20 protein-coding genes are annotated in these 20958 nt (G+C 58.6%); 7 read left to right on the forward strand and 13 right to left on the reverse strand.

The annotated features are described in order from the left end of the window. Positions 1 to 62 precede the first annotated feature (62 nt). Together LYZ69_07465 and LYZ69_07470 are read left to right on the forward strand one after the other, a co-directional pair. On the forward strand, positions 63 to 464 hold the full coding sequence (locus tag LYZ69_07465) for a hypothetical protein (protein ID MDV3278288.1): 402 nt from the start codon (positions 63 to 65) through the stop codon (positions 462 to 464). A gap of 331 nt (positions 465 to 795) precedes the next feature. Further along, positions 796 to 2019, forward strand: coding sequence for a transposase (locus LYZ69_07470; protein ID MDV3278289.1), 1224 nt, complete (start codon positions 796 to 798; stop codon positions 2017 to 2019). An 11-nt stretch (positions 2020 to 2030) separates the two neighbouring features. Here the strand turns inward: LYZ69_07470 and LYZ69_07475 are convergent, their stop codons facing one another. After that, on the reverse strand, positions 2031 to 2639 hold the full coding sequence (locus LYZ69_07475; GenBank protein ID MDV3278290.1) for a hypothetical protein: 609 nt from the start codon (positions 2637 to 2639) through the stop codon (positions 2031 to 2033). Between the two features lie 37 nt (positions 2640 to 2676). Here LYZ69_07475 and LYZ69_07480 point away from each other — a divergent pair, with 37 nt between their 5' ends. Beyond that, complete coding sequence (locus LYZ69_07480; protein ID MDV3278291.1) at positions 2677 to 3297, forward strand: hypothetical protein; 621 nt, start codon at positions 2677 to 2679, stop codon at positions 3295 to 3297. On the opposite strand, the gene LYZ69_07485 is transcribed toward LYZ69_07480, so the two are convergent. From LYZ69_07485 to LYZ69_07505, 5 genes are read right to left on the reverse strand one after another with little or no spacing between them, the layout of a single operon-like run. Then, a complete protein-coding gene (locus LYZ69_07485) occupies positions 3263 to 5137 on the reverse strand; it encodes an ATP-dependent DNA helicase (protein ID MDV3278292.1) in 1875 nt (624 codons plus the stop codon). The genes LYZ69_07480 and LYZ69_07485 overlap by 35 nt on opposite strands. A gap of 38 nt (positions 5138 to 5175) precedes the next feature. Continuing rightward, the gene (locus LYZ69_07490; protein MDV3278293.1) at positions 5176 to 6471 is read right to left on the reverse strand and encodes an HD domain-containing protein; all 1296 of its coding nucleotides are present in this window, start codon (positions 6469 to 6471) and stop codon (positions 5176 to 5178) included. Beyond that, the gene (gene tmk / locus LYZ69_07495; protein ID MDV3278294.1) at positions 6468 to 7103 is read right to left on the reverse strand and encodes a dTMP kinase; all 636 of its coding nucleotides are present in this window, start codon (positions 7101 to 7103) and stop codon (positions 6468 to 6470) included. Before tmk ends, LYZ69_07490 begins: the two co-directional genes overlap by 4 nt. Before the next feature lie 44 nt (positions 7104 to 7147). Continuing rightward, complete coding sequence (locus LYZ69_07500; GenBank protein ID MDV3278295.1) at positions 7148 to 8941, reverse strand: DUF2070 family protein; 1794 nt, start codon at positions 8939 to 8941, stop codon at positions 7148 to 7150. Further along, positions 8916 to 9080: a preprotein translocase subunit Sec61beta gene (locus tag LYZ69_07505; GenBank protein ID MDV3278296.1), complete on the reverse strand. Its 165-nt coding sequence runs from the start codon at positions 9078 to 9080 to the stop codon at positions 8916 to 8918. Before LYZ69_07505 ends, LYZ69_07500 begins: the two co-directional genes overlap by 26 nt. Before the next feature lie 92 nt (positions 9081 to 9172). On the opposite strand from LYZ69_07505, the gene LYZ69_07510 reads away from it, so the two are divergent. Next, complete coding sequence (locus LYZ69_07510; GenBank protein ID MDV3278297.1) at positions 9173 to 10465, forward strand: serine hydroxymethyltransferase; 1293 nt, start codon at positions 9173 to 9175, stop codon at positions 10463 to 10465. Here LYZ69_07510 and LYZ69_07515 read toward each other — a convergent pair. Continuing rightward, the gene (locus LYZ69_07515) at positions 10454 to 13921 is read right to left on the reverse strand and encodes a DNA polymerase II large subunit (protein MDV3278298.1); all 3468 of its coding nucleotides are present in this window, start codon (positions 13919 to 13921) and stop codon (positions 10454 to 10456) included. The genes LYZ69_07510 and LYZ69_07515 overlap by 12 nt on opposite strands. 424 nt (positions 13922 to 14345) lie before the next feature. Further along, the gene (locus LYZ69_07520; GenBank protein ID MDV3278299.1) at positions 14346 to 15638 is read right to left on the reverse strand and encodes an Nramp family divalent metal transporter; all 1293 of its coding nucleotides are present in this window, start codon (positions 15636 to 15638) and stop codon (positions 14346 to 14348) included. A gap of 146 nt (positions 15639 to 15784) precedes the next feature. Between LYZ69_07520 and mntR the strand changes: the two genes are divergently transcribed. Further along, on the forward strand, positions 15785 to 16225 hold the full coding sequence (gene mntR, locus LYZ69_07525) for a transcriptional regulator MntR (protein ID MDV3278300.1): 441 nt from the start codon (positions 15785 to 15787) through the stop codon (positions 16223 to 16225). A gap of 116 nt (positions 16226 to 16341) precedes the next feature. After that, positions 16342 to 17142, forward strand: coding sequence for an alpha/beta hydrolase (locus LYZ69_07530; GenBank protein ID MDV3278301.1), 801 nt, complete (start codon positions 16342 to 16344; stop codon positions 17140 to 17142). Between the two features lie 119 nt (positions 17143 to 17261). On the opposite strand, the gene LYZ69_07535 is transcribed toward LYZ69_07530, so the two are convergent. Next, the gene (locus LYZ69_07535; protein ID MDV3278302.1) at positions 17262 to 18113 is read right to left on the reverse strand and encodes a metal-dependent hydrolase; all 852 of its coding nucleotides are present in this window, start codon (positions 18111 to 18113) and stop codon (positions 17262 to 17264) included. A 356-nt stretch (positions 18114 to 18469) separates the two neighbouring features. Between LYZ69_07535 and LYZ69_07540 the strand changes: the two genes are divergently transcribed. Beyond that, positions 18470 to 19096 (forward strand): hypothetical protein, encoded by a 627-nt coding sequence (locus LYZ69_07540; GenBank protein ID MDV3278303.1) that lies wholly within the window; start codon positions 18470 to 18472, stop codon positions 19094 to 19096. Positions 19097 to 19243: 147 nt separating this feature from the next. Here the strand turns inward: LYZ69_07540 and LYZ69_07545 are convergent, their stop codons facing one another. The 4 genes from LYZ69_07545 to LYZ69_07560 all read right to left on the reverse strand — a co-directional run bounded on the left by LYZ69_07545 (position 19244) and on the right by LYZ69_07560 (position 20923). Next, positions 19244 to 19594: a hypothetical protein gene (locus LYZ69_07545; protein MDV3278304.1), complete on the reverse strand. Its 351-nt coding sequence runs from the start codon at positions 19592 to 19594 to the stop codon at positions 19244 to 19246. Between the two features lie 102 nt (positions 19595 to 19696). Beyond that, complete coding sequence (locus LYZ69_07550; protein ID MDV3278305.1) at positions 19697 to 20113, reverse strand: type II toxin-antitoxin system VapC family toxin; 417 nt, start codon at positions 20111 to 20113, stop codon at positions 19697 to 19699. Next, positions 20110 to 20334 (reverse strand): type II toxin-antitoxin system CcdA family antitoxin, encoded by a 225-nt coding sequence (locus tag LYZ69_07555; GenBank protein ID MDV3278306.1) that lies wholly within the window; start codon positions 20332 to 20334, stop codon positions 20110 to 20112. The genes LYZ69_07550 and LYZ69_07555 overlap by 4 nt, the downstream gene beginning before the upstream one ends. Positions 20335 to 20641: 307 nt before the next feature. Further along, positions 20642 to 20923 (reverse strand): hypothetical protein, encoded by a 282-nt coding sequence (locus LYZ69_07560; protein MDV3278307.1) that lies wholly within the window; start codon positions 20921 to 20923, stop codon positions 20642 to 20644. Between the last annotated feature and the right edge of the window lie 35 nt (positions 20924 to 20958).

The raw sequence follows: 20958 nt of genomic DNA on the forward strand, positions 1-20958 counted from the left end.
TTAAACGTAACCTCAGAACGGGGCAGTGGGCACAGGAAACAGCGGGTACAAGTGAGCATCTAGTGATAAGGGAGGTTCTCGAGAAGGGGTACAGCAGAACGGTAGGCGCGGCAAGGAACGTCCTCGCGAGGAGCTTCGGGACGATTACCAACCGTGGCGGGCTTGCCCGGCTCCTTTACGTCGTGGTCATAGTCGCCCTGATGGCAGGCTTCATTGACGCTGCCTTCTTCCCCGTTCCGAACCAAGCCCAGATAATCCTGCGCGGACCCGGAGCCCAGACCATCCCAGAAGCCCTCATCGACTCGTTCGTCATACTGCTCGGCGGTGCCGGAATCTACATCGCGTACATCAGCGGCAGGCAGACGACGAAGTCTAGGATGGTCAACCTCTATCTTGGGTTCGCGCTCCTCCTCATTGCGACCTCGATCTTCATGGGAATCTACCTATCCATTCTCAAGGGGTAGGGAACAGTAGCAACAATTGATACCATGTATGCCTAGACGTAGTCGCGAAGTCGGTCGGTTGGGCCCGCGAGGCGGAATCTGACTATACGGCGGCTCACCGATGGTTCCTCGCCTGAATTTCACCTTACCAATGCCCGGCAAGCGGATGCCGACAGGGACGATTCTCGTCTATCCTCAGCCGCTACCTGACTCCCACCGGCGTGCTTGATTCTGCACGTCCATGTCTCGAATCACAAGGACCCGCAGTTGGTACGGCTGACTGATTGAGTGTGACGATGATAATGGTGGCGCTTTAATCCCGCACGCCTCTCTCTGCTCAGGAAAGGCGTGGTTGCAGGTCAATCGAGGTTATAGGACCGAGCTCAAACCGAACAAGAACCAAGTCATTGGGTTCAAGAAGGCACGCGGCGCAGCGAGGACGGCCTACAACTGGGGGCTCGAGAGGAATAACAACGTCCGGCTCTTCAACCAGCTGCCGCACCTGCCCATCAGGTACGAATCACCCATCGATCAGCATAGGCTCTTGAATGAAAGAAAACGGAGGGACTGGGCCTGGATGTACGAGGTGTCGAAGTGCGCGCCCCAAGAGGCTCTCCGCGACTTGGGCAACGCGTTCCACAACTTCCTGAAGAGGCCAGACCACTTCGGGTGGCCCAGGTTCAAGAGCAAACACGACGATGTCCAGTCGTTCACACTGACGGGTGCGATTCACATCAAGAAAGATTCTATCCAGTTGCCGACGTTCGGCGAAGTCCGATTGAAGGAGTGCGGATACCTTCCTGTTGGCCACCGCGTCCAATCTGCCACCGTCTCCAGCAGAGCAGGGCGCTGGTTCATATCAATCGGTGTGAGGAAGAGGATCAAGGTTCCTGAGAACTGCGGCCCCGTAGTCGGCGTGGACTTCGGCATCAAGCACCTGACCGCACTCTCCGACGGCACGATTATCGAGAATGGCCATCCACTCGGACGGACAGAGCGCAGGCTGGAGCGTCTCCAGAGGAGCCTAAGCAGGAAGCAGAAGGGGAGCGCGAACCGCTGGAAGGCCAAGTTAAGGCTCCAGAGGCTCCACATGAGGATATCAGACGCCCGCAAAGACGGACTGCACAAGCTGACCACGATGCTGACGAGAACCAAGTCTGTCGTCGTGGTCGAGGACCTGGCTGTCCAGAACATGACCAAGAGACACAGCCTCGCGAAGGCCATCCTAGACGGAGCGCCAGGGGAGATGCGGAGGCAGCTGGAGTACAAGGCTCGATGGTACGGGAGCAGGCTGGTGGTAGCACCAAGGAACTTCCCGTCCACCAAGATGTGCTCCAGATGCCACAGAGTCAAGGAGGAGATGCCTCTGTCTGAGCGCATCTACGAGTGCGAGAGGTGCGGCCTTGTCATCGACCGCGACCTGAATGCAGCGAAGAACCTGGAGTGGTGGTACGACCACCCCACCGTCGCCGGTAGTTCGCCGGAGACGCTAAACGCCTGTCTGAGGCAGGAAGTTGCAGGTCCGCAAGGACCGGTGCCTGTCGTTGATGCAGGAAGCGTTTGGAGGATGTCATAGATGGATGTCCATCAAACCGAGAACGGTAGGAAGAAGTCCCTATCGCGCCAGGCGTTACCCCGCTCGCACCGCATAGCAAGGCCGTCGGCTTTGCGGGAGACCGAGATTACAATGTCGAACATCTCGTAAAGCGACCTGGCCGTCTTCTTGCGCGTCGCCGTCCGGCGCTCATACGTGCTGGACAGGACCATCCTCGCGTTCGCCCGAGCCCAGCTCGACATCGCGGCCGCGAGGAATGCGAACTTCCTGCTGGACGGTCTTGGGTTCTGTGACGCTAGTAACTGGTAGAGGGTGTTGGTGCTGTCTATGATCAAAGGCCTGCTGGAAGCGTCGAGGAATATGTCCGCCAGCGTCCGCTCGATGTTCGAACCCGCTTCCGGGACTCGGAGCTCGATGCGCCCCAAGCGGCCGGAGGAAACGCGCGCCCCCACGACGTCGATGTTGGAAGAGTAGAGGGCGTCGAGGTCGAGGATGCTGCACCCCTCCTTGCCCTCGGCTAGAGAAGGAAGAATGGCGCTGGCGAGATTCAAGTTGGAACCCCTGTCCTCCAGCAGGAAGACGGCCGTCTTGCCCACGAGTGGGTCGAGGAGGAGCGCTGCCTTTTGGCTGCTAAAGCTCATTAGTGGCTGTTGGGTCTCGTGACGAGCCGTAAGATAAATGAGCCGAATCTGCGTGATGACTGCCGACGGTAGGGCATACTACGCCATAGTTTCGAAGCTGAGAGGCGCGGGTCTGCCGTTCCTGAGCCTCGTGCCCGGGGACAGGAGCGACGAATGCGAGCTGGTGCTCACGACGAGGGCCGAGGCGGGGCTGTTCCGAACACCCACGATGGCCTTGGAAGACCTTGACGAGAACCTCGACGTCACCAGGGGCCAGATACTCGCCCGGCTCTCGGAGGGAGACAAGACTTTGCTGGTCGGGCTCGACCCGGGTTCGAGGATTGGGATGGCCGCCTTCCTCGGCGACGCGCGTATCGCCTCTCAGACATTCAACTCCAAGGTCTATGCCTGCAATGGAGTGATCAAGTTGGTGGAAGGAGTCTCCGCCAGAAGATCCTTCGTACGGATCGGCGACGGCGACCCGGGTATGGCGGCATGGCTCGCGGAGAACCTTTCGACTAGGCTCCCGAAGACCGTCGTGGAGTTGGTGGACGAATCGGGGACGTCGAGGAAGTTGCGAGTGAAGGGTCTGCAGAAGGACCAGGGCTCGGCTGCGAAGATAGCGTTTCGCAAGGGCTCGCCGTTCAGGTACGACGACCGGACCTCCAGAAGTCCCTGACGATTGCTTGGACCTCCTGGGGCGCGAAGTCGCCGCTCCTGACGTCGCTGCGCAGCCATGAAGGCATCAGCTCTCTGACAACCTTCGCGTCGAAGCGGTCGTCGAGAAGGACGACGAGGCCGCGTTTGCCAGGGTCCCTGATGTGGCGGCCTGCGGCCTGGAAGGCCTTTCTCAGGGCAGGCAACCTGGAGAGCATCAGGAATGAGTCGGGTTCCCCTGCCTCCCTCAGGCAGGCGTATTCGGCGTAGAGCATCGGGGAGGGAGGAGGGAGCGAGAGCCCGACGACGAAGACCGCGTCTATCAGGTCTCCCCTGAAGTCCTCGCCCTCCGAGAAGCGCCCGCCCTGGACTGCGAATAGGACCGAGCCCTTCTGCGAAGCCAGCGAGTCTACCGCGTCGGCTGCGTCCTGGTTCGACATTCCCCTGAACTCCTTGACCGTGTGCCTCTCCGGCAACCTCTTCGACGCCAACTCGGCTATCGGGTCCAGGAGCGCGTAGGAAGGTACGAACACGCAGGCCCCGTTCTCCACCACCTCGATGACGGAGGTGATTTTGGCGGCTATCTTGGAGAACATCTGGGGGCCGCGGAGCCTGTATCGCGTGGTGACTCCTGTGTCGATTAGAGTCAGCACTGTCACGAACGACTCCGCCTGCGTCTCGTAGACCTCGGGACTACTCGAGTCAAGGCCCAGAGAGCGGAGGAACACGGAGGAGGGGTTGACAGTCGCTGACACGAGCACAGAGCTCCTGAACCCTCCTAGGAAGTCTGGGAGCAGCTTCACCGGGTTCGGCTCAATCAGCCCGAGCGTGCTGTCCCACTTGGCGAGTACGCCGCTCTCTGACGAAGTGAGCGTCAGGAGGAAGTCGCCCACCTTCAGGACCGCGGAAGGCAGTCTCGCCTCGTAGGTAATGGACCTCCATGCCGCCGTTGAGCAAGAGTTCAGAGCGAATGTCAGGTTCTGCAGCCAGACTCCGCCCCGCTCCTCGGCTATCCTTCTGAGGAGGGAACCCCTGTCGATGTACCATCCAGCAGCCCTTCCCATCGTAGCCTCGACCTCCTGCTTGAGAATCCGCAGCGAAGAGGCGGCCTCGTCCATCAGCAGGGCCTCGGCTTCGTTGATGGCAGCCTCCATCTCGGCCAGCGTGATCTTGGCCGAGTGTATCCCCCTCATGAAGTCCCTGATGTTGTGCGCCTCGTCGACTACGAGTATCGAGTCAGAGGGCTCGATAGCGTTCTTGTCGAACAAGACGGGTTTGGAGCGGGGGTCCAGGACGTACTGGTATGGCACCACCACGACCTCCGCCTCCGCGGCGGCCAGCCTCACCAGCTCATAGGGACAGACGTGGATAGACTCGGACCTGCGCAGCAGCTCGGGGTGTGGCGGGATGCTGTTCGCCACGCTCTCCACGGCCCGGTCGAGCTCGGCACCGAGCAGAGCGACGTTGAGGAAGTAGGAGCAGAGGTTGTTGCTCACGTTGAAACCGCAGTACCATCCGAACGCCTCCTGGGGAACCGAGCGCGATGCCCTCTTCTTCAGGAGGCAGTAGTCGAACTTGGAGGACAGCGAAGCCGCTCGGAGGGGGCGCTTCTTCTGGAGGCGGGACAGCTCCTCCACCACCCTGTGGATCTGGCGCTTGGTCCTGCACGCGTAGACGACCCTGCAGCCTGTCTCCTCAGCCGCCGCCACGGTGCCGCAGAGCACGGCCGCGGTCTTGCCGAAGCCGCTCATCGCCTCGGCGAGGGTGACGCCGCCGTCCAGGCACCGCTTGTAGACCCACAACGCAAGCTCCCTTTGACCGGGGCGGAACGAGTCGTAGGCGAAGAACGCGTCTACGTCCAAGCGGAGAGATGCGGCTTTGGTATTTTAGCCCCATTCGCTCAGACGGAGATCTTCGTCATGTAGCCTTCGTCCGAGAAGAGCTGCCGGGTGGCCTTCTCGACGGCTGACCTGTCCTCCTGCTTCGTGTAGATCCTCAGTATGTCCATGAAGCCGGCTATTGCGCCGACGAGCTGAAGCTCGCTCAACCTGACCGTGCGGTGCTGCGCTTTCTTCCCCTGGCCAGAGATCAGCTTGATCGATGAGAGCGCCTCCCTGGACGACGAGTAGGGGACCGAAGGCGTCGTCGACACGTCGAAGTAGATGTGCATCTTGTCGACTCCCGCTCTCTCCGCCAGGTCCAAGACGACCTGATCTCTCATCCTGCTCTTCCCGAACAGCTCCTCCACCACCCTGTCCTTCCTCTGCACGAGGCGCTCGAAGACGCACTTGACCAGGCGCCTGTTCCTGAAGTCGTTCGCGAGGCGCTTCGCTTCCTTCAGCTCCGAGTCTGTCGCGTCGAGCGTGGCCAAATCGTGCAACACGACCTCGTCCGTCATCTCGAGGTACCTATCGATGTCGGTGAGGTTCGTCAACTGGAGGGCGTCGTCGGCGAGCTTCATCGATTGTACTAGCATCAGCTCTGCCGCCCTGACCGTCCTGTGGAAGTAGACCGCCTTGAACATCTCATATCTGGCCAAGATGAGCGCCTCGAAAGCGTAGAGGGCGGCGTCGTCAAGCGCGAGGTGCTTGTCGGCGACTCGGAGCGAGTCAATCACCCTCTGTACGTCCACCTTGCCGTACTCGACGCCGGTGAAGTAGGAGTCGCGCAGGACGTAATCCATGATGTCTGCGCTGAGGCCTCCGGCCACTATCTCGTTCATGAAGGGAGGCTTGGAAGCGTGCTTACCCACGGCGTAGGCAGACATCTTCCTGGGCGAGAAACCGTGCTTGTTCAGGATGTCCTTGATCGAGGTCTCCCTCACCACCCTCTGCGAGATGTCCTCGTGCGTGATCGTCGCCTTGTCTGCCAGCACCTCCTCGTACATGTGGGAGAACGGGCCGTGGCCTACGTCGTGGAGCAGGGCGGCGAGCCTCGCTTCTTGAACCTGCTCCGCACTGATGTCTGTGTGCCGAGACAGCGATTCGGCTATCCCTCCTGCGACGTGCATCGCGCCGACTACGTGCTCGAAGCGGGTGTGGACGGCGCCGGGATAGACGAGGTATGCGCCGGCGAGCTGGTGGATTCTCCTCAGCCGCTGAAGGAAGGGGGAGTCGATCATCTCCCGCTCGACGTCTGTTATCTTGATGTAGCCGTGGACAGGATCCCTGATCTCTGCCACTGGTTTGAGCGTCATTGCGCCGCCTTACCCTTGACCTTGGCCGCGTCGCCTGATTGAATGAGTCCGATCACTGCGGCTGTCACCGAACGGTGGGTGTCTTGGATGCTGCCAGAAGCGTCTATCAATTTCCAGCCGAACCTGAGCGCGAGTTCCTTATACGCTTCCCTCGCCCTCTCCTGAATCTTCGCATCCCTCTCATACCTGTCCTTGGTGGAAGCCCTCCTGTTGTACAAAACCGAGGGGAGCGCATCTAGGACGAGGACTGCATCTGTCTTCGGGAGTCCGACCTCGAGGTTGGAGAGCCAGTCGAGGTTGAGGCCGTTGGCAATCCCGTAGGCCAGGTTGGACTCGGTGTAGCGGTTGACTATGGAGACGTCGGAACTGGTCAGCAGTGCCTCGACCTTTGCCTTGTCCTCCCAGCGGTTGGCAGCGAAGAGCATGTGTCTCACCTCGGCCGGGTACGTCTTCTTCCCGTGCAGGAAATCGTGTATCTCATTGCCGATGGTAGTGGAGTAGTCTGGAAACGAAATCGTGGCCACCGTCAACCCCTTGGCGCGCAGCCACTCGGTGAGCAGAGAGGTCTGCGTCCGCTTGCCTGCAGCGTCTATGCCCTCTATGCCGACGAGGACGCCTTTCTTCTGAATCATCTTCACCCAGACTCGTCAGTCCAATCTGACTCTAAATCCCTTTCTCATGCCACGAGGCTTGCGGCAAAGAGGACGAGAGTAGACAGGCCAGCGAATACTGTGTATGTCTTGGCGAGCCTCGAGCTCTTCTGCGTCATCTCCGCGAACTCATTCAGCGCCTTCGAGCCGAAGACGTCGAGTTCGCTCGTGAGGTTGCCCGAGCCGTACCTGCAGCTTGAGAGCTTGGAATCTGCCATGGTCGCGAGCTTGACTGCGGTGCTGACGATCGAGTCGGGCGGAGTCGCCTCTCCCAGCGCGTGATATCCTCGGTTCACTGTGAGGCCGCGGGCCGCGAGGTCGTGGCTGTCTGAAGTGCAGAACTCTAGCAGCCTGAAGCCTGCGACCCCGAGCGCCTTCGCTGCGGCTTCGCGAAGGCTGGGTACCGCGTTGTTCGCGTCTGCCAGTATCAGCGCCCACTTGATGCCGCCTACCTCGAACAGCATGAGGGCCAGGCCGTTCGCAGTGAGGTCTCCCGAGGCTGCAAGGCCGACCTCGCTGGAATGGGCGTATCCAATCCTGAACGGCCGAGCAGGCGCGTCTCCCACGCCTTTCATCAGGGCCGTCCATCCCTCATCTTGGAGGTCTGGAGCCTCTCTCCCAGAATCTATCGAGTTGTGAGCGTCGACCACCGCGGCATTGTATCCCAGTCGCGATGCCATGCCAACCAGCCTCTCCTCCGCCTCGGTCTCCAAGTCGTCCGAGCCGTAAGGGGCGAACGAAATCGTCAGGAGTAGATCCTTCCCGAATGCGCTGGCCGCCGCCGTGGCCTTGCCAACCTTGGAGGCGGCCGGGCCGCGCATCTTTGCCGCTTCTGGGGCCGGTCTGACAGTCGCGGCAAAAGTCTTGATGGCCTCGCTGTACTTCCTGGCGTCTGCGTTCGTCGCCATGTTGTTCTCGTGGCCGCCAGGCCTGTGAAGCGTCATTACCCGACCCACGCCTTCGAACGAGCTGGAGAGAAGCCCGGGCAGGTTGTAGCTCCCCACCGGATAGAAGGGGCCGGGGTGGACGCCGGGCAGGACGATGAACGTGTCTCCGCTATCCTGCTGGAACCTGAACACCTTGGAAGACACCGTGGCTTTCGACGAATGCGCCGCTATTATCGCCTCCAACTGTGAAGCGTTGTCGTCGGCCCATGTCTTCATGAAAGCCTGAAAGAGCCTGACTGCATTGTAGCCGCGGCTCGTCTTCCTTCTCTTGAGTACCAAGGTGAACGACGCGATGATTGCGAACGCAATGACGCCGAGGGCGACGGCGGGTCCACCGTAGACTGCCGCCCCGATGAGCGACAACGCGGCCGCGGTAGCGAACGGGTGAACGGCACTCAGGAGCACGGAGGTCGATGAACGTTCGATGAATACTCCGTTTATGACCAAGAACTCGAACCCGGCGCAGAGGAAGCCTCCGAAGACGAAGGCGTTGCCAGCCGAACGGCCTGCCGGTTGGAAGAGAGAGTAGATTATGCCGAATGCAGCGAAGACGAACCAGAGTAGCTCACCAGCCAGGACTGCCGCGGCGCTCCTCCTGAACGAAGTGACGCTCGTCTTGTCGGCGAGCTTCGCTGCCTTTGCGATGGCGAACGACGTGAGGGAGGCAATAACGAAAGACGCCACTAAGGCGGTCGGCGCCCGCGACGTCCCCACAGCGGCAACGCTCAGTGCGAGAGAAGATGCCCCTAAGTAGACAAGCAGGATGCGGGCAGACGGCAGTACGAAGAGGTGCCTGTACCTGGCTGCGAGGGCCTCAGTCGACGATTGTCCATCTGCGTGGCGCGTCTCATCTGAAGAATATGTTGATGACAATTGACGCGGCGATCAGAGCTATCGATCCCACCAGAACGATTTCGGGCTTGATCTTCACCCCTTCCGTTGCCTCGTTGAAGAACGTGAGAAGACCTGCGCTGGAAGCAGGCATTGGCGCGTTCTTCTTCTTGCTGCTCATCGATGCCGAGGGACGCCAGACCGTTCTTAAGGGTACCGCTGCGTCTTTTGCCTCATGAAACGTATATTACACAAGTCGGCTGTTTCTGGGGTATGCCTCGCTACCTGCCCGACTTCAACTCCGTCCTGAAGGACGTCAAGGCGCACGAGAGATGGTTCTCTGTCAGCCTTCCGATGATCGCAAGCGAGAACGTGGCGTCGAAGTGGGTCAGGGAGGCGCTCTCATCAGACCTGGGGCACAGGTACGCCGAGGGCTGGCCCGGCGAGAGGGTCTACGCCGGATGCACGTACATCGACAAGATTGAGCTGAAGGCCATCGAGCTCGGCAAGAAGCTCTTCAAGGCTGAGTTCGTCGACGTCCGACCGACGTCAGGGGTTGTCGCGAACCTCGCGGTCTACTCCGCCCTCAGCTCCGCCGGAGACACGATGATGGCGCTACCCATCCCTAACGGGGGGCACATCTCCACAGGGAAGAAAGAGTTCTCTGGCAGCGCAGGGCTGGTCCACGGCCTGCAGGTCGAATACTTCGCCTTCGACAAGGATGAGATGAACATAGACGTCGACAAGACGAAAGCGCGGATCAAGGAGCTCGGGAGGCCCATTAGGATAGCCATGTTCGGGGGGAGCCTCTTTCTGTTTCCCCACCCAGTCAGGGAGCTCGCGGGGGCGGTGCAGGAGGCGGGCGCGACGGTCTGCTACGACGCTGCGCACGTTGCAGGCCTGATAGCCGGCGGCACCTTCCAGGACCCGCTGCGCGAGGGGGCGGAGGTGATGAGCTTCAGCACCCACAAGACGCTCTTCGGTCCCCAGGGAGGCGCGATAGCTGCTTCGTCGAAGTTCGCCGACTCCTTGAAGAAGGCGGTCTTTCCCGGCACGACTAGCAACCATCACCTCCACAGCGTCGCGGGCAAGGCGCTGATGTTCGCAGAGTTCCTCGAGTTCGGCAAGGCGTACGCTAGGGACGTGATCAAGAACGCCCAGACTCTGGCGGGGACTCTCGCAGGGCTCGGAGAGAAGGTGCTGGGCGAGAAGAACGGATACACAAAGTCGCACCAAGTGGCCATCGACGTCACGAAGTACTCCGACGGCGGCGTCATGGAGAAGCTGCTGGAGAGCCAGAACATCATAGTCAACAGGCAGCTGATACCGGGTGACCTGCAGGCGGGCAGGCACTACACCAACCCGGGTGGGATCAGGGTGGGGGTGGCAGAGCTGACCAGGCTTGGCATGAAGAAAGGGGATATGGTAGAGGTCGCCCAGGTCATGCACCGTGCGATGTCTGGAGACGACAAGCGTCAGGTCGTCAAGGACGTGAAGGAGATGAGGAAGGGCTTTCAGACAGTGAAGTACACGTTCGGCAAGTCACCTGCTTACCTATTCCGATAGCGTCGGCTTGAGGAAGTCAGTCAGTTCGAGCTGGTCTGCCTTCCTCTTGCCCTGGAACAATTGGTCGAGCTCCCTCTGGACCACGTCCAGCCGGCTCCGCAGGTAGGGGTCGACGTCGTACTCGCGCGCCAGCCTCTGGGCGATTGAAAGATACTTCTCCACCGAGGCACGGGTCAGCGTCTCCCTGATCTCGCCGCCGCAATAGGGGCACACCCACGAGACCGGAGGGCGCCGGATCGTGCGGGTGCACTTCTTGCACTTGAACGCCTGGGTGGCGTACTTCTTGGTGTTCCCCATGATGTCCCTGATGAGATGCGTCCTGATTATCGACTCGACCACCTCCTTCGTCGACACAGCCTCCACCTTGGAGGCGACCTCGATCTGCTTCGAGATCTTCTCGTTGAGGGAGCGGAGGGTGGAATACGCGCCCCTGGACCGCCTGACGGTCAGCGAAGAGGTTGCGCTCGTGAACCCGTAGCCGTAGAACTGCGTCTCGTTCTCGAGCCTCGACCCTATCCTCTCAATCAGCCCCTCGACCGCAGCCGCGGGAGGAGACCCCTGCGTCTTCTCGTAGAACTCCCTGGGATACCTTGACGTCACGTCGAAGTTGTGCGCCTGCTCGTCGACCTCCGACGGGATGATCACCGGCTGGACGAGAAGGGGCGTGTCCATCAGACCCCCGATCTGGTTCGGGAGGAACTCGATTGAGAAGTTCAGGAGGGCGTCGAGCGGTAGGAGCAGCGAGTCTCCGTCTCCGTCGCAGTCGCGCCTCTTCGCCGCGTGCCAGCAGGGGTTGGCGAAACAGACCTGGGTCAGAGAGAACCCGACAATCCGTCCGAGAACACCCACCGAAGTGTGAGGCGCCAGTCCGATGACCGTCTTCCCTATCATGTCTTCGGGCTTGCGCACATTGTAGTATGTCGGAAGGCCGTACAGGCTCTCCAGCTCGTCGTCCACGAACTGCGCCATCCTCAGCACGTCTTCCGAGACGTCGAGCGGGATGATTATGTCCTGGGGCTTCAGTTCCAGAATCTGCGAATCGTCGGTGAGGGGTTTGCCTTCCCTGTCTGTCTCATATCCGAGGGCAATCAGTTTCTCGATGCCGGTCTGAACGTCCGATGGCCGGAAGTGCGTCAGTGGCGCGTTTGTGACGTCTATGCGAAGCGTCCCGTCCTTGTACACGAAGACGTCGTGCTTGCTCCTGACGATGCCCTTCTCGAGCGACTCCGGCGTCTTGGACTGGCTCGTCAGTCCCCTGACGCCCTTGACCGGCTTGAAGTGGTCGTATGGGAGGTTGGTAGCGATCTTGTCCAGCTTCGCTTTGAGGTCGAAGTGGAAGTCCGAGTGCGTGTCGGTCTTGATCTTGCAGTTCGGGCACGTCGGCTCGTTGGTGGAGAGCCCGCAGCGGGGACAGGTCAGGTACCTCCTCGTGGGTTCGCCACAGACTTCGCACCTGGCCGAGAGCCTGCGCTCGTTGCAGGCCGGGCACATCATGTTCACGACGTCGACGTCCACCGTCCTCTCTTTCGCTGCCTCGCGGATGCTCCTCCATGGGCCGCCGGCGGGCCCCACCGGGAAGAGTGCGTGGACAGGTGGCTTGAGTCGCCTCGTCATCGCCTTCTCAGGCCTCCCCACCCTCACTCCCACAGTCGACGTGCTCTGACGTCCGAGGCGTATCCCTGAAAGCTGGCGCACCACCTCCGCCGGGTCCACCGGCTCTGGGGCCTGTGTCGAGTCGAGGTTGAGCAGGGCCGAGACTGCGGCCGCTGTGTCTCCGACCATCACGGCCGTCGCGCCGTCTATCCTGTGCTCGAGGAGGGCGTTCTGGAGGACCCACTGGATGTGGGGGGTCGTGACGTTCACAATCAGGTCAGACCCGACCCTCTTGCAGTTCGTCCTCAGCTCGAGCAGGTCGGCCCCCGTCAGCCTGTCGAACCTTGGCGTGTAAGCTGGATGCAGGGGTATGCTGAGGATTTTGGAGATGATCAAAGCCTCGGCCAAAGTTGGCACGGTTACCCCGCCCGAGGAAATGAAGCGCAACAGTGAGTCCTCCAGCATCCCTGCCTCGCCCAACCTGGCGCGCGCTTCCGGGACCGAGTTCAGTGCCTGCTCGAGGTCCTGCGCCCACCACTCCGCGACATAGGGCGACGGCGGGAGGCTCTTGTTGTTCTCCAGAAAGTCGCCGTAGCTGATCAAGACGTCGCCCAGGTCAATGATCCTGACCAGCCTTTCACGGAGCTCCTCCCCCTCCTTAGCCGATGAGACGCGCTTCACCGTCCCGTCAGTGAGCAGGACCGTCGGGCCCTCGATTGAATCTACGAAAGCGATTGTCGCAGCCTTCCCAGGTGTGTCGACCTTGACCTGCGTCCCCGTGACCACAGGGTAGTCCAGGAGCGCCGGGACCGCCGGGTGGATGCCGATGGTGGAGAGACCCGTGTTCATCGACCTCCCGTACCTGAGCCTGAACCCGCCCTTCCTCCGCGGCATGGAGAGCACAGCCCTCCCAGAGATCACCTCTTCGAAGTGGGCCCCAGCCTGCTCCGTCTCGTTCGTCGACTGCATCGTGCCGCCCTTGATCTGGGCGAGCCACTCCCAGCCTGTTATGTTGAGGCTGGCCAGCTTCTTTGCCAGCTTGTTCGCCCTCCCTATGATCCCGTCGTTCAGGACCCTCAGTGCCCCGCCTCTCAGCCTGTCCGTGCTCACACGCTTGAGGTTCCTGTGGACGACAACCTCGATCGGGTCGGTCTCGACCCCGTCGATTTCGACTGGAAGGTTAGAAATTGCGAGCCTGATGTCCTCGTCCATCACCTTGAACTGGAAGTTGCCGACCTCCCTCTCGTAGATTCTCAGCTCCTCCGCGAACCTGTCTATCTCCTCGCTCCTGGCATTGTAGTTCGAGAGGCCGAGCTTCTTGGCGGTGATGTCTGCTATGACGAGAGAGAACGCGGCCTCCGTGCCCCCTGCAGACCGCATGGGGCCGGCGTATGAGACCGAAGCGTAGTCGCTGTTGTCGTCGTTCCGCTTTATCGAGATGTTGTAGATGCCTTCGATCGGGGCGACGGTGACGCCGTCGGTCATCACCGCGAGGCCCGCCCGTATGCCATAGTTCAGAGCCTGGTGCTTCTCTAAGGGACCGAACTTGCCGAGGGCGATCTCCTGCGAGATTGTGAGCGCAGCCTTCTCCTTGCTCGTCGACCTGAGCAGCTCCCTCAACCTAGTCGCGAGGCCCTCGAACTGGCTGAGGCCAAGCATCTGGTTGACGCGGTCTGCGAGGTCGAAGACAGTCTTCGACTCGACCTGCTCCGTGGGGTCGAAACCCCTTGATCTTGCTTCGCGCGCGAGGTTGTAAGCGGACTCGTACTGCGAGAGTATGTCGTTGTAGTAGCCTGCGAGGCGGTCAGGGAAGGGAGCGAGGGTCTTGACCCGGGTCCAGGTTTCGCTCGCAGAGAAGGACATCTGGGTGATTTGGTTCTCGCTATGTCTTAAGCTCTATCGTTGTTTGGTTACCGCCGTAACTTCCAGTGGCTCGGGAGAAAGAAAGGGTTGGAGCGATTGAGCGTCCTATTCCAGCAGCTTGCGTGCGTCGTCTCGAGACAGTGCCACCATCGTCTGAGTGGATACGAAGTCTAGGGCTGAGAGGCCCATTCGCATTGCGGCCTTCTCGTCAGGAGCCTCTCCGATGACGACGGCGTCGTACTGACCGAGGGTCCAGAAGACTTGACGTCTCTTGACACCTCACTTCTCTGCCTCGGCCCAGCGCTTGTCTTGTGCCTCGAGGTCCGCTTTGGTTGGCTTGCGTCGGAATTTGGCCAGTGTTACGAACCACACGTCGGGACTTGGTTCGGGCCTTGAATATTTGAGCTCCTTTGGGCTTGGCATCCTAAAGCGTAGTGTAGAGCAGATAGATGTTCAAAGAGATAATGGTAACAACGGAGAGCACGCCCAGAATCAACATAATCTTGCCGTTTACGAATTCGCCCATCATACTTCTCCTGCTCGTGTAGATTATCAGAGGAATCATCGGCAGTGGTATCATCAGGCTGAGGATTACCTGGCTGTAGACCAGTAATGACAAAGGATCGAGTCCGATCAAGATGGCCATCGTAGTAGGAAAGACGTTCACTAACCTAGTCACGATCCTTCGGAGGTTCTTGTTAACGTGCGTGCCCAGCAGCCCATCCATGATCGCCATGCCTGCAAGCGTGCCCGTAGTCGAAGAGGCAAGGCCTGAAGCGAGCAGCGTTATCGCAAATACGACACCTGCAAGGTAGCCGTACAGGGGCACCATTATCCGGTAGGCATCGTCGATTGTGGATACGCCGCTGTAATTGACATGAAAAGCGGCTGCAGCCGAGACGAGGATCGCGACGTTGACGAGGCTCGCAATGGTGAGTGTGAGGATGACCTCCCTGAGGTGCAGCCTCCTCAGCCTCCTCTTTTCCTCGATGCTTCCGGTGGTCAGCTTGTTCTTTGTTAGCGTAGAGTGGACGAAGAGCGCGTGTGGCATCACGGTTGCACCGACTATCCCGACCACCAGCAGGATGGTCTGGTTGGTGATGGAGACGGCCACCGAGTGGTACGCTATCTCGGTCAGGCTCGGCCCTATGAGGAGTACTTGGTAGAGAAAACCTATAGCTATTATGGAAACGAAGAGCATGAAGAAATACTCCACGATTCGAAAACGTTCTGACGTTAGCGCCAGGAGGATAATCACGTCGGCCGCGCCGAATGCGGACGCGTACAGGAGAGGGACGCCGAAGAGCAGGTGGAGTGCGATGACGGTACCCAAGTACTCGGCCAAGTCCGTCGCAGCCGCAGCCGCCTCCGCAGCCAGCCAGTATGGGACGATGAGCTTCCTGGACTTCAGGGATGAGCGAACGAGTTCGGAGAGGTCCTTCCCGGTCGCAATCCCCAACTTCCCTGATAGATACTGCAATATCATGGCCATGATGTTGGCGAGCCAGACCGTCCACAGGAGGTCGTAGGCGAACGACGCGCCGCTCTGGATGTCTGTCCCATAGTTCCCCGGGTCCATGTAGGCCATGCTAACGATGAGAGCGGGGCCGAGATAGAGGAATAGACTGTGCAGAGAAATCCGATTGCGCGTCCGCTCTTGTTTCTCTCTCTCGACCTGCTCTGGAGGTTTCAGAGTTCTATTCCAGGGCGCGCGCATGGCTCATTCCATTAGCGAAAGTTACCCATACTTAAATTTAGATGATTCTAACATGATTAGGGGCTCCACCTTTGTTTATGCGCGTCTAATCATTTGAGAACGCTTTTTAATGGGCGGTGGCCTGCTTCTTCGCCGTCGGGGCTGAATTGGCAAAAGCCACCCAGATAGAGCAGCAAGAAGAGATGTCGAGGCTAGAGGATTATCTTGAGGTGATCTATCATCTGATCCACGAGAAGGGTTATGCGAGTACGGTCGCCATCGCAGAGAATCTTCGAGTCAAACCCCCCACCGTATCGAGTATGCTGCAGAGACTTGCTGCGAAAGACTACCTTGTGCACGAGCCCTACAGGGGCATCAGGTTGACCGACAAGGGCGTGAAGACCGCGAAATCTGTAATCGCGAGACACAGCATAGTATCAGAATTACTTCTGATGCTCGGCGTGGAGGATGACGTAGCCTACCAAGACACGGAGGGGATAGAGCATCACATCCAACCCGTGACCATCAGCAAGATAGAGGGGTTGGTCGATTTTCTCCGGAAGAACCCGAAGCTGCTGCGTGCGATACGAGATCACATAGAGAAGTAGGATCCCAACCAAGACGACGCTCTCGGGTCCCGTTAGGGGATGGCTTCGGAGTGCTCCTTGGAAAGCTGTATATCCAGATTGGGCTGCAAGTTTCCTGACGACGCACGGTGACTCCCATGAAAGGCTACGCCCTGGTGAACGGCCTTGAGATGTATTACGAAATCCATGGCACCGGACGCCCGCTCGTACTGCTACACGGAGGAGCGGGAGCCATTGAGATGTTCGGCGAAGTCCTCCAGCTGCTCTCCAAAGGACGGCAGACCATCGCCGTCGAACTGCAGGCCCACGGGCACACGGCGGACATAGACAGGCCGCTGAGATACGAGCTGATGGCAGACGACGTCGCCGTCCTGATCAGGCACTTGCGGCTTGGGAAGGCCGACGTCATGGGCTACTCGCTCGGCGGAGGCGTCGCGCTGCGGACCGCCATCCAATATCAGGAGCTCGTGAGGAAGCTGGTGCTCGTCTCGACCCCCTGCAGGCGCGATGGATGGTACCCCGAGGTCCTGACTGTGATGGGGCAGAGCGGTCCCGAGTCCGCGGAGGCGCTGAAGGAGACCCCGATGTATCAGGTCTACGAGAGGACTGCGCCGAGGCTCGAAGACTGGCCTGTGTTGATGACCAAGCTCGGCGAGATGCTGCGAAGGGACTACGACTGGTCGGAGGAAGTGGCCAAAATCAAGGCACCCACCATGATAGTGGTCGGGGACGCCGACAGCGTCCGCACCGCCCATGCCGTCGAGTTCTTCGAGCTGCTCGGCGGCGGAAAGAAGGACGGCGGCTGGGATGGGTCGGGGATGTCTGATGCGCGCCTCTCCATCCTGCCCGGGGTCACGCACTACAACATCTTCTCCTCCACGGCGCTGGCGTCCGCCGTCATACCGTTCCTCGACGCGCTGATGTCGGCGGTCAAGTGATTCGCAAACAAGTCCGGTTAGGTGGCAGCGTCGTCCAGAAGGAGGCATAATGAACCCTATGCAGACGAAAGCACTTCAATTCGAGAGTAACAATTCTCTGACTTTGGGAACGAGTCTAGTCAAAAGACCGCGTCTCTGCCTCCACTTTTCTTCCATTCAACTACGAGGAGAGACGCTAGGGAAGTGAGAACTGCGCCCAACAAGACAGGCACGGGCTCGGAGAATATGCTCTGGAGGTTTGAGATTATCGGATTACGATAAAGCCAGAGCCACGCTCCCAAGGCAATAAGCCCGAATGCGAAGAGAGGGTACTTGACAATGATGAGTTTCGTAATTCTGAGTGGCTTGTCTCTTCGATCCAGTTGTCCCGCGCCATACAGTAAAACTATCCACCCGAACCCAATTGCCCAAATACCCCAATTCGTTTGAAAAAAGCTCTGAATCGGAGAGAAGCGGGACGTAATGACAGTGTTCGCGAACCAGATTAGCAGTATCACAATTGAACCAAAGAGAAAACTACGATCCAAGATATTGCTGTTCTGGGCAGGTCCATACACCCTGCGCCAAGGAACAGGTCCCTCTTCGCGCAGGTCGAGATCAGCGTAATCCACCAATCCTATAGGATCTTCTTGAAAGAAGTAAACATGCTCCTTCGGGTTAAGGGGCTGAGGTTGCCCATCTGCATTGTATAACCCGCGCTTTATCTTCCTCGTCAAGGGAAAGAACCATTCTACACCGCGATCCTTCGCAGTTGTGAATGAGTCTTGCAAGACGTGCAGAAATACGCCAAGCGAAAGGAATGGGCTTACGAAGTAAGTCAAGACCATTACGAACACGTTATGCAAAGCAGCCCGATGGAGCTGCTCATCTCTGTAGGCTCTTCGAGGAATGAACCAGTACTCTCTGTCCAAGTCGGGCAGGAGGGTACCCAATCCAATAAGGAGCACAAACTCTGGCCTTCCGAAAAACACGAATCCGACAGCTAGTCCGAAGGCGAAATGGGTATACAAGTCCAAGAGTTAATGTCTAGTAGTTCGTGGTTAGGACAATAGATAAGCTAATCTTCCCGCCGACGCTAGGAAGCCCAAGACCTACGTTTTCTCTTGATCTACAATTGGAGTGAATCCCTTGGCGGAGGCGCAGTGAACCCTATGTGGAATGTTATCTGATATGTCAGATCTTCTCTCGATATCGGCTCCCAAATTGACCAGCCAAAGCCCTGACCAAGGCTCACTCCGACCCTCGTTGACTGGCTCAAGCTTAAATCAGGCATCTCCTTAATCTCGGGTACAATAACCATGGATTACCACAGAGAGAACCGACGCTGATGAGCGCGAGCATTCCCTCCTTCTTCAACAAATCAGACTTCTACGGTACGCTTCTCCCGGGTTACCTGATTCTGATAGTCTACTTCTTCCTCTATCAGCCTGACGTCCTCTTCGGCGCAACTGCCAATTCTCTCAATCTGCTGTGGACCGTAGTTTTTCTCGTGGCCGGTCCGGCCGTGGGTCTAACGGTCACCCAGATTCACCGGATCGTCTATTGGCAGGTATGGAGGTCGTGGAGGTCTGGCAAGACTGGCAAGAGTATCAAGAATAATTCCAAAGATGGTCAGAAGCCTGCTGCGTGGAAGGCAGATTACGATTACTTTTGGGTCAGGATTAAAACAAAGCATGACGAGCCCGACTTGAACGAGATTGATTTAACAGAAGCCAAGTACAACTTCGACGTCTCAGCAGGAATGGGGTTGATAGTTCTGGGAGCAGCCAAGCTCCTTACGTCGTCCTCTTTCAACACGTGGGCTGCAATCCTGGTCCTGGCTGGCGCGATACTTTTGGTTGGTGGGTACTACGAACTGATTGCATACGAAGCAGTGATGGAAGCCATTCGGAAAAAACTGGGTATCAAGAGTCCAGGGCCCGTGGGGCCGCCTCCGACGGTACGCATTCAGTAAGCCAGATTCTGTTACAATGGAGGTTGGTTCTGCATGAATCCCGATGAATGGTATTTTGTGGCATCGGTGCGATGGATTATCAGCAATGAGCCCTAAGCACAGCTTCAAGTGGATTCTCCAGTAATACTTCAGGATAGTCGTCCTTGCTTATCGCTTGGACGTGCTGACCACGCAGAACGGGTTGCCATCCGGGTCCGCAAGTACGACGAAGTCCTCGCCCTGTTGAGAGGGTCTCCGGAGGGTCGCACCCAGGCGGATTAGCCGCTTCACCTCGCCTTCTTGGTCTTCGGTGTAAAGGTCCAGGTGAAGTCGATACTGCTCCAAGTGTCCTTCGGAAGACCGGTTGATTGAGAGGTTGGGATCTCGCCCATCAGGATCTTTCAGGATGACCCATCCATCCTTGGGAGGATACTTTGGGACGTAGTGAAGGGCTTCTTGCCAGAAGTTCATCATTCGGTCGAAGTCGTCGCAGTCAATGGCGATGGAACCGATTTTCATATCCTATGACTTCGCGACAGAAACGGTAACTAGCGATTTAAGCGATTTGCGGTCTAGGGAGGGTGCTTGGCGGTTCCTTGCGAGCATGCGCGTCATGACAGTCTAGGTGGTTTCAGCCAGTTCCTTCCAGCCGAGGACCTTCTGTTCCGAAGCCGCCGAGGTCAGCTTCCTGTCGTCTGTCGCCAGCGGCAACCCGAGGGACTTCGCAGCCACAAGGTAACACGCGTCGTAGTACGCGACGCCCCTGGTGATTGCGACGTCCATCGCTTCGGCGTGGTCGACCTCGTCCCATCGCACCAGCGAAATCCGGGAGGCCAGGCGCAGCAGCGCGCTGTGAGCTTTCCGCGCGTCGTCCCTGGTGAGCAGATTCAGGAGGCGGACCTGCTTCCATATGCCGTTGCTGGCTTCGTAGACCGCCACGTCAAGGGTGCTCAGGTCGCTGGCGATGTCGGCCAGCTTCCTTCCGTCCATGTGCTTGAGGAGCAGGAGCAAGGTGCTGGCGTCCACGAGGGCCTTCATCGGGTGTCCCTGGTTTCTCTTACAGCCCGGATTATCCTCTCGTCAGAGACCTTGGACAGAGATCCGCGGGCCTTGGCCAACGCGGAGACGAGCGCGGCCTTCTCCTGCCTCTCGACCTCCTGTTTGAGCGCCGACCTCACGACCTCGCTGAAGTTCACGTTGAACCTCTTCAATTTCCTCTTCAGCTTCTCATCCACCCTCACCACGACCGTTCCAGTCATACAGAGATGTATATACAAGAGCGTATATAACCACAGCGATTCGTGCAAGCCTGAGAATGGTTACCGCGCTTTACAAGGCGCCTCAACCGATCCGCTCCTTCATCTTTGATGAAGTCGTGAGTCTTCGGGAAGACAAGCGTGGCACCCTGTACTTCCGGTGCGCCTTTGGATTTCAGAAGCGCTACCATTTCCGGAGGCATGTACATGGTAAAGCAGGTCTCGTCTTCCTCATACCTTCTGTCGGTCAACGGGCCACCTCCCACTTCGCTTCCATGGCAACGGATATTTTCGAGTTCTTTTCTTCGAACTAGACGTCGGGGAAGAATCTTCTCATGAGCGACGTTATTTGTTCACTGTCGCGGGGATTCAGCGACACCTGCAGGCTGTAACTTGTGGGCTTCGGGATGATCCAGCCTTGTCTGATTAGTTCCCTTGCCATCCTATCAATTCGTTTCGCTTCGTGTTTTCCCAAATCCGTGTCTTTGAACCCTTTCTGAAGGTTGTCGAACGCGGTGTGACTTGCACCCCAGTTTCCCCTCCTGTGTAGCTTGAACAGAATCGAGGCCCTGATTTCATCGTCCGAAAGCATGAGTTCACTTATGATACTTCGAAAGTTCATATTCA

It is taken from the genome of Nitrososphaerales archaeon (genome assembly GCA_032906765.1).
In the GTDB taxonomy this organism is placed as follows: Archaea; Thermoproteota; Nitrososphaeria; order Nitrososphaerales; family Gagatemarchaeaceae; genus DASPPF01.